Source organism: Dyadobacter sp. SRI_021 (genome assembly GCF_057586235.1).
On sequence record NZ_JBYCZM010000002.1, the window covers coordinates 798,831 to 815,348 of the forward strand.

Consider the following 16,518-nt stretch of genomic DNA (forward strand, 5'->3'; position numbering starts at 1 on the left):
ATAACTAATCCGTGAAACAGATCGTTATAACCTTAATAACCAATTTACTACATCAAATACATTTTATATAAACTTTTTCAGAAAATCATGAACATTTTTCACTTATAACAAGACAGCACAGGATACTATTCACCTCGCTGCATTTTAGTATTGTATGATTGCGGAATATCCCCGCTGGTGTTCCTGAACCACTAACCCCTTGAACTTGTGTTACTCCAAGCAACCGAAACTTTCTGGCTTTGGCAATTTTTAGGACGATTGCACCCTTTACTGGTCCATTTTCCCATTGGGCTTCTCTGCATTGCATTGCTTTTTGAACTCATCGACTGGAAGCACCGATCGACCGTCCTGCGCGACGGTACGCGCATTATCACGTGGGTGAGCGCAGGAAGCGCGGTGCTCGCCGTTGTATTTGGCCTGCTGCTCGCCAGTTCCGAAGATTCCAGCGGTACTAATCTCGAAATCCACCGCTGGGCCGGAATTGCCACAATGGTACTTTCCCTTGTTACGGCATTTACGCTACGTTCCGGCAACAGGAGCCTCTTCCGCGGACTGCTGCTGACTACGGTATTAGGTGTTTCATTTGCAGGGCATTACGGCGCCATGCTTACCCACGGCGAGGATTACCTCACGAGCGTATTGCCTGGAGCCAATGACACTGTGGAGCCGGAGGGCGAGACCGAAGCTGATTTTGTACTGACCAACAATGGCGCATTAACCCCTGAACAAATACAAAACCTCAATGTGGAAGTCAGGACGATCCTGGCGCACAACTGTTACAGTTGCCACAGCGAGACCAAAATGAAAGGAGAGCTGCGGCTCGACAGTAAAGACGCCATTATGAAAGGCGGTGAGCACGGTGTGGTGGTAGTACCGAACCATCCCGACAAAAGCGAACTAATCCGCCGGATTTCGCTGCCTAAAGGTCACAAGGAGGCTATGCCCACCAAAGGCAAGCGCTTGACCGAGAAGGAGGTAAAATTGCTTCAATTCTGGATCGAAAAAGGTGCTCCGTGGCCCGATGGCAAAGAGAAAAGCATTTATCGTGTGGCGGAACTAGCCCCGCGCACGCCGCAGGTGCCTGCCGCCACCGCCGACCTCAATAAGCCTGTCGACCTGTTTGTAAATGCGTATTTTCAAAAGACCAAAGGAAGCTGGAAACCGGTCGTTGACGACCGCACCTATATTCGTCGTGTATACCTCGACATTATCGGGCTGTTGCCGCCTCCCGAAAAGGTGGATGCATTTATAGCGGATACCCGCCCCGACAAGCGCGAGTTACTCGCCAAAGACCTTCTTTCCCAGAACGACGCGTACGCACAGCATTGGATGACATTCTGGAACGACGCGCTCCGGAACGATTACGACGGAACAGGCTACATTACCGGCGGGCGCTTTGGCATTTCCAAATGGCTTTACGCAAGCTTGGTGGATAATAAACCGTACAACTGGTTCGTGAAAGAATTGATCAGCCCTAACAAGGAATCCGAAGGTTTCATTAAAGGCATCAAATGGCGCGGGACCATCAATTCCAGCCAGCGCACCGAAATGCAGGCGGCCCAGAATGTGGCCCAGGTGTTTTTGGGTTTAAATCTTAAATGTGCTTCCTGTCACGATAGTTTTATCAGCGACTGGAAACTGGCCGACGCCTATGCATTTGCCAACATCTTCGCAGACACATTGCTTGAAATCAACCGCTGCGATAAACCTACCGGAAAAATAGCGGGGACCCGCATTCTGTACCCGGAGCTTGGCGAAATCGAAGTGAACGCAAGTACCGAGAAACGCCTCCGTCAGCTGGCCGACTTCCTCGTGCAGCCGAAAGATGGAAGATTGTACCGCACGCTCGTGAACCGTGTGTGGGCGCAGCTGATGGGTCGTGGCATTGTGGAGCCCGTGGATGCGATGGACAATTTACCTTGGAGCCAGGACCTCCTCGACTGGCTGGCATCCGACTTTGTGACCAATGGCTATGATATCAAAAAACTCATTTACACGATCGTGACTTCGAAGACTTACCAGCTGCCCTCTACGTCGGTGAAAGAAGCGGGCGATATTATGGCGAACGATTTCAAGTTTACCGGCATGGTGCGCAGAAGGCTTACCGCCGAGCAATTCGCCGACGCGATCAGCGCGAGCTTCACGCCGATGTACGCCGACACTGCGCTTGCATTGAAAAAGCTCCCGGAAGATATTCAGTCGCGGCTACCGTTCCCGCGTGCGGCGTTCGTGAAGAACGACCCTTTTCTTACCTCGCTGGGGCGCCCGAACCGCGAGACGGTGAGTACCGGCCGTACTTCCCAGGCGAACCTGCTCCAAGCACTGGAACTTACGAACGGTTCGAAATTCACCGAGACGCTCAAAGCGGGGTCCAAAGTTTGGAAGTCGCAATACCCAACATCCGACTCGCTTGTGACGGCACTTTACCGGAAGGCATTGGGCCGCTCGCCGGTGCCGAAAGAGCTCGCGGCCGCGAAGAAGATCCTCGGCCCGACACCAAGCGAAGAAGGCATTCAGGACCTCGTTTGGGCGATCGCACTGGTGCCTGAGTTTCAGTTGATATATTAAATGTAGGATACAGATAAAACATATTTAAAATATCAAATGAATAAAGCTTTAAATACAGACTTAACATTTATAATGTACATAAAGAATAAAATTTATAGTATTAATTGTAAATATTAAAAGTATTTAAAGCATGAAAAGTAGTTTTAGCTAAACTAATGAAATACAACCATTTAAAATATATTAAGAAATGAATATCCAATGGAATAGGAGGGAGTTTCTGCAACGCGCCAGCGCCGCTACGATGGCCGCTCTGGCGGCGGGAGCTCCTATATCAAACCTGCTCACCTCATGCCGGGGCAAGGCAGGAGCCAATTCTTCGGCGGACACAGTAATACTCTTATGGATGGCCGGTGGTATGGCGCATACCGAAACTTTCGACCCGAAGGCCTACACGCCATTCGAAAAAGATATGGAGGGCAACCGCGTTTTGAGCACATTCAAATCGTTCCCGACGAAGCTCGACGGCATCCATTTCTCGGACGGCTTGCAGTCGATAGGGCAGGTGATGGACAAAGGAACGCTCATCCGTTCGTACGTTGCAGCCGACATGGGACACATCCTGCATTCGCGTCACCAGTACCATTGGCACACTTGCTACGAGCCACCACAAACCGTGGCGGCGCCGCACATCGGTTCCTGGATCGCCAAGGAACTGGGGCCTAAAAATCCGGTGATCCCGGCATTCATTGATATTGGTCAGCGATTCACAGTGGGAGAGGCCGAAGAATTGAAGGCATTTCACACGGCCGGTTTCCTTGGCAATGAGTTCGGGCCGTTCTTCATTCCCGACCCAAGCCAGGGCCTTGAAAGCGTACGTCCGCCCGTGGGTATGGACGCGAAGCGATTTGAACGCCGGAACCAGTTATACAACGAACTGATCAATAACAGTCCGGTAGGAGAGTTCGGTAGCGATTACCAGCGGGAGTCGTTGAAGCGCTCGATGGAACAGGCCTATGCTTTACTCAACTCGCCGGAATCGAAGGCGTTCGATTTAAGTACTGAACCCAAAAAGAGCTACGACATTTATAACACCGGCCGGTTCGGGCTCGGTTGCCTGCTTGCCCGCCGGCTCACGGAACAGGGCGCCCGCTTCATTAGCGTCACCACCGAGTACGAGCCATTCAAAGGTTGGGACACGCATGAAAACGGGCACACACGCTTGCAGGACATGAAGAAGCAAATCGACGGTCCGGTTGCTCAGCTTATCAAAGACCTCGATGAAAAAGGCCTCCTTGACCGTACGATGGTCGTGCTGGCGAGCGAATTCAGCCGTGATATGATGGTGGAAGGCCGCCCAGATGCCAAAGTGAAAGAGCAGGTAGCCCAGCCCGACATTCTTTCGGATCTTAAATTCTACGGCATGCATCGCCATTTCACCGACGGATGCTCGATGCTCATGTTTGGCGGCGGCATCAAAAAAGGTTTTGTCTACGGCAAAACCGCCGATGAACGTCCTTGCAAAACCATTGAAAACCCTGTCAAGATCGACGGCATTCACCAGACGATCTATCATGCATTGGGCATTCCGCCGGACACCCAATACGAAATCGAGAAGCGGCCTTTCTATACAACTCCCGACGGAAAGGGCCTTGCGGTGAAAGAACTACTCGTCTAGATTTGCCCATTGGATCTGTCGGAAGGTGCTGATAGCCAGCCTTCCGACAGACCTTTTCCTTACTATCTCACCTGCCTCATATCCTATATTACGGACCGTCGCCTCGCTGCGGACGGATGGCTTCTTCATGCCATATATAAGATATATCCAAAAAACTCATGTTAATTAAATATTAATCAAAACCAGACAGAGCAGGACAGTCAGTTCTTTCAATCATTCTACTATTGCATAAATGTTACTTTAAGCATGAACAATTGTCTTTTATGCGTCAGAAAGACATTTATTTCTTAGAGTATTCCAAAATCTTCATCAACGTTAAATCCGGCAGCTTTCAGGCCTGTTAACATGCTGGGAGGCTGTCCGTTGTGACCTGACGACACCGTATTATTTACATACCTAAACGCTGCTTTTCCCCAATCCCGACAATTATTCACTTAAACCGATGACTATGAGAATAAAAAGCTTAACCGATTAACCCCGTTACCCGGGCTGTTTAAACACTGCTCCGGGCCTCTGCTAATTACTAAATCTAAAAATGAAGCTTATGAATCAATTTCGACAATCCCCTTACTACGGCCGATTGAATTCGATCCTGAAACTGTCGGTAGGCCAGGCGCTGATCGGTGCGGCTTGCGGGCTCAGTGCAGTAGCCGGCAATAGTTTCCATCTTAATCCGCTGGTGGTAAGCACCAATATCAACGCCGACCGGACAATCAAGGGAAGAGTAACCGACGATACCGGCGAAAAACTGCCGGGTGTGAGCGTGGTACTTAAGGGCACCACCATTGGTACAGTATCCGACGCGGATGGAGTGTATTCCATCAATGTTCCCGACAGAGGTGGCGTACTCATATTCTCTTCCGTCGGCTTTCTCACCCAGGAAGTTCCTTTGGGAGCTGCCTCGACAATGGACATCAAACTCGCCACTGATGCCAAAGCACTTACCGAAGTAGTCGTAGTGGGTTACGGTAGCCAGTTGAAAAAAGAAATTACAGGAGCGGTACAAACCGTTAAAAGTGAAGAACTTAAAGATATTCCGGTGTCCCAGGTGACTCAAAAACTGCAAGGGCGCCTCGCCGGTGTGCAGATCAACCAGACAACCGGTAAGCCGGGGCAGGGGATGTCCGTTCGTATTCGCGGCCAGGTATCGGTTACAGCCGGTAGCGACCCGCTTTATGTCATTGACGGTTTCCCGATTACCGGTACCATCGGCCAGATGAACCCCGATGAAATCGAAGACATTACGATTCTGAAAGATGCCGCTTCGACCTCCCTTTACGGCTCGCGCGCGGCCAATGGCGTAGTGCTTATCACAACCAAACGGGGTACACCCGGCAAAATGGCCGTGAGCTTCAATGCCTACGCGGGTATTCAGAAAGTCCCAATGAGAGGCCGTGTGAAAATGCTGAACGCCGAAGAATTCGCGCAGTTCAAGAAGGAGATGTATGAAGATGAAAATAAACCAGTACCTGAAGAGTTTCAGGACCCATCCAAGTATCGCGGCAAAAACAACGACTGGTACGATGCATTGCTTCGTACTGCTCCCATCCAGAGCTACAATCTAACCGTCAGCTCCAACAAGGAAAATATGCGCACATCGCTCGTGGCGGGTATTTTCAACCAGAAAGGGGTGGTGCTGAACAACAACTACAAGCGGTATTCGCTCCGTATGAACACCGAGTACGATATTTCGAGTAAGGTGAAAATCGGTTTCAACGTAGCGCCGCAATTTGTATATGACAATACCCCAAGAACGGATGGTGACCGGGGAACCGGTGTGCTTTTCAATGCATTGCACACATGGCCTGTAATGCCCATCCGGGATGCGAACGGCGATCTTACCAAGTTCAATACCTTTCCGAGCAGCACGGGTAACATCTTCAACTATCCTAACTGGGTGCGTGCGGCGAATGAGCTAACGAACGAGACGAAGATTAACAAATTACTGGGCAACACTTACATCCAGTACAATCCGATCAAAGGTCTGACGCTGAAATCGACTTTGAACGTGGAGATGGAGAGCAACAAGTTCTTCTTCTTCAACCCGTCGACGGCTACGAGTGCGATTAACGTGCCAATCCCGACAACGGCCGTTTCGATCCGCCAGAACTATCAGAACTTCTCATGGCTGAACGAAAACTTGGCGACTTACAGCCATAGCTTCAACGAAAAACACAATTTCGAGTTGCTGGCTGGTTTTACACAACAACGTTTCCGCCAGGAGTTTGACCGTATCACGGCCAACACCTACACTGACGACCGCCTTCCGACAATCCAGGGCGCGATCAATATCGACCGCGGAGGGTCTTTCAACGTGAACGGTATCTCCGGATCGAACACTTTCAATGGTGCGAACGAATGGGCGCTGATGTCCTACATTTCACGTCTGACCTATAACTACAAAGGCAAATACCTCTTCACTGCAGCTGTCCGTGCCGATGGTTCTTCCCGTTTCGGTTCCGACAACCGCTGGGGTACTTTCCCGTCGGCGTCTGTGGGCTGGGTAATTTCGGATGAGAACTTCATGCAGTCGATCCCGAAAGTGTCGTTTGCCAAAGCACGCGCCAGCTACGGGGTGATCGGTAACAACAACATCGGTAACTACACTCAGTATGCATTGGTTAACAACACAACCAACGCGGTTTTCGGAAGCACGGTAGCTACCGGTGCCCAGGTGACTTCGCTTTCGAACAGCAACCTGGGCTGGGAAACAACCAAGCAATTTGACGCCGGTCTCGACGTGGGGCTCCTCAACGACCGCATTCAGCTGATCTACGATTTCTACACCAAGCGGACCACCAACTTGCTTTACGCGGTTCAGGTTCCTCAGGAATCGGGTTTTTCCAACTACAATGACAATATCGGTGAGATCAAATTCTGGGGACATGAAGTCTCCTTGACTACCCGTAACCTGGTGGGCAAATTGAAATGGACTACCAATGCCAACATCTCGATCAACCGCAACAAGGTGATGGAACTCGCACCGGGCATCGACCGCGTGTATGGTAGCTTCCACATTACTCAGGTAGGCCGCCCATTCGGTCAGTTTTATGGTCTGGTAAAAGAAGGCTTCTATATGAGCAAAGAAGAACTGGCCAGCAGCGCTATCATTCCCGGCCGCTCGGCAATCGGTACGATCAAGTTCAAGGATGTGAACGGCGATGGCGTGATCACCAACGGTGGCGATGCCGACGACCGGACGGTCATCGGAAATCCATTCCCGAAATTCACTTACGGCCTGACCAATACATTGAGCTACGGCGGATGGGATCTGTCGATTACCGGATCCGGCTCGCAGGGTAACCAGCTTTGGGTACGTCACCTTTACAGCACAGCCAACCTTGATGGTGTTTTCAATATGGTGGCTGGCGCCAAGGACCGCTTCCGCGTAAAGAACGGTGTGAACCCTGTAACAGGCGTTGTGGAAGCTCAGACAGTAATTACCCCGGGTAAAGGAATGTACGGTGCTACCAACAACGGTGGTAACTATACCGGCGTGGAACGCGACTGGAACAGCTCGCACTTCCTGGCGAATGCATCTTACTTTACACTCAAGAATATCACATTGGGCTACAATCTGGGTGGTATCAACAAGTTTTTCAAATCGGCTCGTCTGTATGCAAGCGTTCAGCAGGTGTATGTGTTCACCAAATACTGGGGTGGACCTAACCCTGAAACCAGCGCTCAGGGCGACGGACAAGGAGATGGCGGTAACCTAAGCCAGGGTGTGGATCTTTCCAACTATCCGGTACCACGTACCTGGACACTCGGTTTGAACCTCAACTTCTAAGCCTGACTTGTAAAACATCTCATCTTAATTCCGATAGAAATGAAAACTAGATATATAGCAGCATGGTTTCTGGCAGTGGGGCTAACGAGCAGTTGCGGGGACAAATTCCTAACTGTTAACCCGGAAACCGCATTGAGTTCCAACAACTTCTTTACCTCTGAAAACGATTTCAAGCAGGCGGTAAACGCGGCTTACGAACCGTTCCGCCAAATGTTCAACGAGCGTGCCTGGATTTTGGAGGAAATGCATTCCGACAATACCTACTACGCCCGTAACAAACTGTACGGTGCAGTGGACCCTACGGAAAACGTTGCGGATTTCGCAATTCCGACGGCTAACGGCATCACTGCCAACGACAATGTACTGGTGCAGTACCGCCTGAACTACCGGATCATCGCCCGGGCAAACCAGATCATCGCATTGATTGACGGCGTGAATTTCGACGCGGCGTCCAAGGGTAACCTGAAAGGACAAGCGCTGTTCCTCCGTGCATTTGCATACTTCGACCTCGTGCGCCTGTTCGGTAAAGTACCCCTTCACCTGGTACCAGCAACAGGTCGTGACGATGCGCCTTTGCCATTGTCGACAACCGAAGAAATTTATGCACAGATCGAGAAGGACGCGAAAGAAGCGATCACCGGGCTTCTGGACAAATCCAAACAAGAGGCTGGACGTGTTACTTCAGGTACGGCTAGAATGTTGCTGGCGAACCTTTATATTACTCAGAAAAAATGGGCGCTGGCCGAGCCATTGCTGAAAGAAATCGTAGCTAGCGGTCACTATGCGTTGATGCCTGATTACAACGATGCATTCTCGACCACGACCGGCAACAAAAACAACAAGGAGTCGCTTTTCGAGATCCAGTACATGGAAGGATCGTCGGGCTACAACGGCAACCAGATTTACCGCTTTATTCCGTCGCCGATCACTGCTGCCGAAATCGCGCCGATTACCGGCACTTCCAACCCGCAGCCGACCTCGCAGGAAAGTAACAACATTCCTACGCCGGACCTGATCGCGGCATACGAAACCGGTGACAAGAGAAAGGATATTTCGATCGGTTGGGTGACCCTGAGCACCTCGCTGGTAGACAATAAGCTTTATCCTTATATCAAAAAGTACGCTCGGCCACACTCGTTGCATAACAACACCGGGCAGAACTGGCCTGTGTACCGCTACTCGGAAGTGCTGCTGTTCCTGGCCGAATCGTTGAACGAGCAGGGCAAAACCGCCGACGCCGCTACTTACATCAACCAGGTTCGCACCCGCGCGGGACTTGCAGCGACCAAGGCGGCCTCGCAGGCAGATATGCGCGAAGCGATCTTCAAAGAGAGGAGGGTGGAGCTCGCATTCGAAAACAAGCGCTGGTTCGATCTTACGCGCACTGGCCGTGTGAAGGAAATCATCACTGCCTACGGCGCCAAGGTGAAGGCTAACCCGGCCGCATACTATTTCCCGGCGGGAGCTGTGCCACCGCCGAATGCATTCACCGTCCTGGACGACTACTACGGTCTTCCCGCCGTTGAAGCTGCATTGACGCCGCATTTCTGATGGATGCAAAAGGATAAAAAAGTGCAGCTAGCGCGAGCTCGCTGCACTTTTTTCATTATAAACATACTTATCCGCCTGATACCCCACAGAACAGGATAGTCCCGTGGATGTTTCAATCTAATATTGCAATACCAGATTATTTAAAGTTTTAGTTTGCTTTATTTAAGACAAAATAAATCCCGTCAAGCGGAGCGCCCGACCAGGGCACATATCAGGTTAGCCCCCATACTTCATCCTTTTTTATCAATCATATTTACTTAAACGCTGAGCTGTAAAATGTACACAAAAAAACAATGGTTAAAACTTCCGATGACGCTCGCGGTACTGCTCGCCGTGGGGGTCTTCTGTGGAGTGATGCTAAGTAACCGAACTGCCAAACACCATCCTCCCGGCTCAAAGGTCGACAAATTGAAACTCCCGGAAGGCTTCAAGGCCGATCATTTATATAGTGTTTCGGAAGAAAAGAACGGATCATGGGTATCCATGACGTTCGACAATAAGGGAAGGATGATTACTTCCGACCAATACGGCGGATTGTACCGCCTGATACTGCCGGCCATCGGCTCCGCCGACAAGCCTCAGGTTGAAGCATTGAAGATAGAAGGAGATACCGCGAAAGTGGCGATGGGTTATGCTCACGGTTTGCTCTACGCATTCAATAGCCTTTACGTGATGATCAACAACCGGTCGAACGCCCGCTTCCCGAAAGGCAGCGGTTTGTACCGTTTGCAGGATACAGACAACAATGATCAATACGACAAGATCACGCTCATCAAACCGCTGACCGGTGAAGGTGAGCACGGACCGCACAGCATAGTGATGGCGCCGGATCAGAAATCACTTTTTGTGGTGGCCGGGAACTTCACCGACCTGCCCAAAATGGATATCTACCGCTTGATGCCAAACTGGAAGAACGATAACCTTTTCCCGTTCATTAAAGACCCTCGCGGTCATGCGACCGACCGTCATGCGCCGGGCGGCTGGATTGCCCACACTGATCCAGAAGGCAAAAACTGGGAATTGTACACAGCCGGTTTCCGTAACCCCTACGACATCGCATTCAACGAAGCAGGCGATCTTTTCGCCTATGACTCGGATATGGAGTGGGATTTCGGAACACCATGGTATCGTCCTACGCGCGTTTGCCATGCGGTGAGTGGCGGTGAGTTCGGTTGGAGAACAGGTTCTGCCAACACGTCGCCCGCATTTGCCGATTTCCTTTCGCCCGTGATGAACATCGGACAGGGATCGCCTACCAACCTCATTTACTTGAAAGACGCCCGGTTCCCCGCAAAATACAAAAACACACTGCTCGCATTCGACTGGAGCTTTGGTATCGTTCACGGGCTGCATCTGAAACCCAGCGGTTCTACTTACACTGCTGAACACGAAGAATTTCTATCGGGAGCACCGCTTCCATTGACCGACGGTGCAATCGGCCCTGACGGTGCATTGTACTTCCTGACCGGTGGTCGTCGTCTTGAATCGGATCTTTATCGTGTATATTATAGCGATTATAAGAATATTGCACCAGGGTCGAATGCAGCGACGCCGGTGATTACTCCTGAGCACAAGCAGCGTACAGCGATCGAAGAATACCACGTTAAGAAAGATCCGAAAGCGATCGAGCAGGCATGGCCGTTGCTGAAAAGCCCGGACCGTTTCCTCCGCTACGCGGCCCGCCTGGCTATCGAACATCAGCCTGTTAGCCAATGGGAGAGCAAAGTTTATGCCGAAAAAGATCCTCAGTCGATTATTTATGCAGCCATTGCATTGGGCCGTCAGGGCGATTCGACAAAAGTAGGAGGGCCCCTTTTGAAAAAACTGACTACCATTGATTACGCGAAGCTCGATGACCTGAACAAGCAAGCGCTCTTGCGTGCGGTAGAAGTGATCCTGTACCGCACAGGTCAGCCCGACGCTGCTACGAAAGCTGCATTGATTGCTTATTTGAACCCCAAATATCCATCTGCTAACGCATTACAAAACAGATTCTTAGCCAAAATCCTGATAACCATTGAAGCGCCGAAAGTGGTTGAGAAAACCCTTTCATTGATCGCGAAGAACGAGAAGTTCGATGACAAGGACAACGAAATGGTAACCGCTTCGGCCGACCTGATCCTGCGCAACCCGCAATATGGTCTCGACCTGGCTGGCTTGTTAGAAAAAATGCCGCCGCAACAGCAGACGTTCTACGCAATCATGTTGAGCAGTGCTAAAACCGGCTGGACACCCGCCTTGCGCGAAGAGTATTTCAAATGGTTCCACAAAGCATTCAGCTACCAGGGCGGGCGCAGCTACATCGGCTTTATTGACAAAGCTCGTCAGCTTGCATTGAAAAACGTACCAAGCGACAAAGTGGCCTATTACAACAAATTGTCTGGTTCTGAATTACTTACAGGAACCGGTAACGACCTGGCGAAGCTCTACACACCGAAAGGCCCGGGCCGCGGATGGAAAGTGGATCAGGCCGTTGAACTCGTAAAAGACAGCCTTAACAACCGTGATTTCGAACGCGGCAAGCAGATTTTCTCTGCCGTGCTTTGCAGCCGCTGCCACACAATCCAGGGCGAAGGTGCCGACGTTGGTCCTGACCTGACCCAACTGGGAACCCGTTTCTCTGTGAAGGATATGCTCGAAGCGATCATCGAACCGGATAAAGCGGTGTCTGACCAATATGCTTCGATCTCATTTCAGATGAAAGACGGACAGTCGATTGTTGGCCGCGAGGTGAACCAGGATGCCAACTTCTATTATGTGTCGCAAAACCCGTTCGATCCGAAAACGATCCGGAAAGTGGCCAAGAAGGATGTGGTGTCCAGCAAAATATCTCCGGTCTCTATCATGCTCCCGGGCCTGATCAACGGTTTGAACCCTAACGAATTGAGAGACCTCGTAGCCTACCTGATGGCTGGCGGTAACAAAAATAACCCGATCTACTCCGAATCCGGCGCGCCGAAAAGCGGAAAATAGATCAAACGATTTTTTGAGTAGATTATAATTAATTAGGCTTAAGATAGTGGTGCTGCGTGTTGATCCTGATGCTTCTAAAAGCAGAAATGGATCCGGTAGCATCACTACTTTTTTTGTGGATACAGCAAAAGAAAGTGAGGCTTAGAACAGGCGTATACGACAATACGTTCATACGCAAAAAGGGTAGGGGCTTCCTGCTCTTATGACAATAAACTTACATTATTTCAGATAGTTAACCAATAAATGAAGTCACTTCCAAATCGAAGAAACGCGCTTAAAAACATGGTTGCCGCGGCAGGGCTGGGTACGTTTTCGAGCTCGCTTGCTCATGCGTTTGCTGCATCCGCAAATGCGCTTGGGCCACAACTGAACGGCAAGATTAATCACTCCGTTTGCAAATGGTGTTATAGTAAAATTCCACTGGATACCTTCGCGCAGGAATGTAAGAAGATTGGACTGACTTCCATCGAACTCCTTGGCCCGGAGGAATGGCCGGTGATCAAAAAATACGGTCTTACTTGTGCATTACCCTGGGGCGAAGGACTTACGCGGAGCATTGACAAAGGTTTCAACGATCCTAAAAATCATGAGGAACTGATCAAGGGATTTGAAGACGTGATTCCCAAAGTACGCGCTGCGGGTTATGACAAGATTATCTGTTTCTCGGGCAACCGCCGCGGGATGTCGGACTACGACGGCATCCGGAACTGCGCCGAGGGCATCCGCAAACTGATCCCGACTTGCGAAAAGCATAATGTGACACTGGTAATGGAGCTGCTGAACAGCAAGGTCAACCATAAAGACTACATGTGCGACCGGACGGAATGGGGTGCGGCACTTTGTGAAGCGGTTGGTTCTGAGAAGTTTAAGCTGCTCTACGACATTTACCATATGCAAATCCAGGAAGGCGACGTAATCGCGACGATCAAAAAGTACCATAAGTATATTGCGCATTATCACACGGGCGGCGTGCCGGGGCGCCACGAGATCGACGAAACGCAGGAGCTTTATTATCCGTCGATCATGAAAGCAATTGTAGAAACCGGGTATAAAGGATTCGTAGGGCAGGAGTTTGTCCCGAGCCGCGGCGACGATCTGGCTTCTTTGAAGCAGGGAGTCACTATTTGTGATATCGCTTAGTACTGATATTCCATATTTTAGATTATGTCAACCAGAAGAAACGCCTTAAAAAATATAGCCGCGGGAACCGCCGCAGGTGCCGCAGCCGGAGTGATGTCCATCTCGGAAGTTTTCGCCAAAACCGAATCCGTACTGGGTACTAAACTGAATGGTAAGATCAATCACTCGGTTTGCAAGTGGTGTTACGGAAAAATCCCGCTAGATACGTTCGCGCAGGAATGCAAGAAGATCGGTATCACTTCCATTGAACTCCTCGGACCGGAGGATTGGCCGACATTGAAAAAGTATGGACTCACGTGCGCGCTACCCAACGGCGCGGGCATGGGTATCGAAAAAGGTTTCAACGATCCGGCCCTGCATGACGAGCTTGTCAAAAGTTACGAGGACCTTTTTCCCAAACTGAAAGAAGCTGGTTATAAAACAGTTATCTGCTTTTCGGGCAACCGCCGCGGGATGTCCGACTATGACGGCATGCGCAACTGCGCCATAGGTTTGCGCCGCCTGATGCCATCCGCCGAAAAGTACGGCATAACCATGATCATGGAATTGCTCAACAGCAAGGTCAACCACCGCGACTACATGTGCGATCATACCGCCTGGGGTGCCGGACTTTGCGAGATGGTCGGTTCGGAAAACTTCAAGTTGCTTTACGACATTTACCATATGTCGATCATGGAAGGTGACGTGATCGCTACCATTAAACAGTACCACAAATACATCGGCCATTACCATACCGGCGGAGTTCCGGGCCGCAACGAAATCGACGAAGGCCAGGAGTTATATTACCCGGCAATTATGAAAGCAATTGTCGAAACCGGGTACAAAGGATTTGTCGCGCAGGAATTCATTCCCAAGCGTGAGCCGTTGGCTTCTTTGGCCGAATGCGTGAAGATTTGCGATGTAGCCTGACGCCGAAGCGCTATATTTCCACAGGTTTCTCTGAAAATTGCCTGAAAAAACTGTTTGAAGCGCTGAAAAATCGCCAAAAACGGTATTTTCAGGCAATTTTGAATTTAACCGATCAGCTTTTCCTCAGTCAAAAACGCCCTTAAAACAGCTCAATTTCAGAATATTAAAGCACAAAAACCTGCAAATGTACCACCTGAGATTTTAACAGAAATTCCAACCTGACCCGCTGCACAGGCTAGCAAAATCTCAGATCGATCAATAGACCATTTCAAGTTTAGTATTTCCTGTGATCGCATAAGTTTGCGAAATCAGCTATTTCCTATATAATTGTTGTATAATTTATATTATGTTAAATAGACATTCTTAAACGAAGAGAGCATCGATTACCCGATGCTCTCTTCTCTTTATTTAAGGCCTCTGGCCGATTTTACATATCCGTCGGCCAGAGGCCTTCGAATAATTGTCACGAAGCAAGAGCTTCGCGCTATTTACTCTTCGATACAAGCAACACCTTTCGCAGCGAATTGTTCGAGAACGCCGTTCAGGTTTGTCAGGTTATCCTTAGCCTCAGCTTCGTCCTTCGCCTGGATTGCTTTTTCGAAATATGGTTTCGCTTTTTTGAATTTACCACAAACACGGCCTTCAACTTCTTTACCACGCTGCTGATACTCAGTCATGTTCATGTTATCCACTTCGCCTTTCAGCTGTACCGCTTCGTTGAAATAGAAAACGCCCAGGTTGTAAAGCGCGTCATAGTTTGTAGCATCGATTTCCAGAGCCTTCTTGTAGTTGGCTACCGCTTTTTCGCTCGCTTCTTTCTGCTTTGCTTTTGCGTCAGCAAGCTCTTTTTGCAATGCAGCTACATCCTGTCCTTTTGCAGCTTCCTGTGCAGCTTTCACTTCGCCTTCCAGTTTAGCGATCGCTTCGGTGCTTTCTTTTTTCTTGGCAGTTACGTCTGCGAGCTGACGTTTCAAGTCCGCATTCTTAGGCTGCTTCTTGATCAGCGCCCCGATACGTTTTACCTCTCCGTCATACACAGCGATCTTGTCTTTTTCCGAGGCAAGATTTTTCTCCGCTGTGCTTGCTGCATTGTTACCGGAACCTACTTTGGCGTTCAATTGCTTTACCTTATCGGTAGCTGTTCTGTACATGTTATCGTACAAAATAGCCAGGTTTACCACATTTTGGGTGTTTTTAGGATCAGCAGCAGCCAAGGCTTCTAGCTCCTGGATAGCCTGATCTTCTTTACCCGAAGCCAGCAAGATATTCACAACTTCCGCTTTCAGGTCTTTGTTACCAGGAGACTGCTTCAAACCGTTGTTCAAAGTTTCGATAGCTTTATCGAAGTTGTTTTCTGAACGGTACAGTTGAGCCAGACCGTAGAAAACGCTGGGGTCTTTACCGCCGTTGGCAGCATATTTCTCGAAAGAAGATTTTGCAATGTCCTTTTTGTCAAGCTGTTGCGCAGCAATACCACCATAAAGGGACGCCAAAGTATCCTTTTTATTGATCTCCTGAGCAGCCTGGAACATTTCCAGCGCACCGCTCAGATTTTTTGCCTGGTATTTCTCAGCACCCTGCTTTACGAACGCATTAAAAAGCTGGGTTCCTTCACCACCGTTGATCACGTTAGTGGCCTCCTTGGAGGATTTGCCCGGCTCCCCTTTCTTCGTAACATCCAGCTCAACAACCTTTTTGTAGGCTTCCAAAGCCGTTTTTGCTGCACTAGAATCTACTTCTGAACCTTGTAGGGCTATGTTTTCATAAAGTTTAGCGCGTTCGAGCCAGAATGAAGCTTTGGCACTTGCTTTCGGATCACTGGCATCTTTATCGCTTTTCTCTTTGTCCTTACGAAATCCATCTACCAAAGCCTTGTTCACAGCGTCCTGCGCCATCGCAGCACAGCCGAACAGGCTAAGTGCAGAAACAAAAAACAGTTTTTTCATAAATATTAACTTTGGTTGTGATTGAT

General features: G+C 49.7%; 8 protein-coding genes. 7 read left to right on the forward strand and 1 reads right to left on the reverse strand.

Going from position 1 to position 16,518, the window contains the following annotated elements:
• Positions 1-258 precede the first annotated feature (258 nt).
• From AC2YIT_RS08680 to AC2YIT_RS08710, 7 genes are all read left to right on the forward strand, one after another.
• A complete protein-coding gene (locus AC2YIT_RS08680) occupies positions 259-2,568 on the forward strand; it encodes a DUF1549 domain-containing protein (RefSeq protein ID WP_487279017.1) in 2,310 nt (769 codons plus the stop codon).
• Positions 2,569-2,755: 187 nt separating this feature from the next.
• On the forward strand, positions 2,756-4,183 hold the full coding sequence (locus tag AC2YIT_RS08685) for a DUF1501 domain-containing protein (protein WP_487278916.1): 1,428 nt from the start codon (positions 2,756-2,758) through the stop codon (positions 4,181-4,183).
• A 544-nt stretch (positions 4,184-4,727) separates the two neighbouring features.
• Positions 4,728-7,973 carry a SusC/RagA family TonB-linked outer membrane protein gene (locus AC2YIT_RS08690; protein WP_487278917.1) on the forward strand — a complete coding sequence of 1,082 codons (3,246 nt, stop codon included), beginning with the start codon at positions 4,728-4,730 and terminating at the stop codon, positions 7,971-7,973.
• Positions 7,974-8,012: 39 nt separating this feature from the next.
• A complete protein-coding gene (locus AC2YIT_RS08695) occupies positions 8,013-9,524 on the forward strand; it encodes a RagB/SusD family nutrient uptake outer membrane protein (RefSeq protein ID WP_430848437.1) in 1,512 nt (503 codons plus the stop codon).
• Between the two features lie 276 nt (positions 9,525-9,800).
• Entirely contained in the window at positions 9,801-12,497 is a 2,697-nt protein-coding gene (locus tag AC2YIT_RS08700; RefSeq protein ID WP_487278918.1) for a PQQ-dependent sugar dehydrogenase, read from the forward strand.
• Between the two features lie 243 nt (positions 12,498-12,740).
• Positions 12,741-13,637 (forward strand): hydroxypyruvate isomerase family protein, encoded by an 897-nt coding sequence (locus AC2YIT_RS08705; protein ID WP_430848441.1) that lies wholly within the window; start codon positions 12,741-12,743, stop codon positions 13,635-13,637.
• 24 nt (positions 13,638-13,661) lie between these two features.
• The gene (locus AC2YIT_RS08710; protein ID WP_430848443.1) at positions 13,662-14,546 is read left to right on the forward strand and encodes a hydroxypyruvate isomerase family protein; all 885 of its coding nucleotides are present in this window, start codon (positions 13,662-13,664) and stop codon (positions 14,544-14,546) included.
• Between the two features lie 488 nt (positions 14,547-15,034).
• Here AC2YIT_RS08710 and AC2YIT_RS08715 read toward each other — a convergent pair whose 3' ends face one another.
• Positions 15,035-16,492, reverse strand: coding sequence for a tetratricopeptide repeat protein (locus AC2YIT_RS08715; protein WP_430848447.1), 1,458 nt, complete (start codon positions 16,490-16,492; stop codon positions 15,035-15,037).
• Positions 16,493-16,518: the final 26 nt, after the last annotated feature.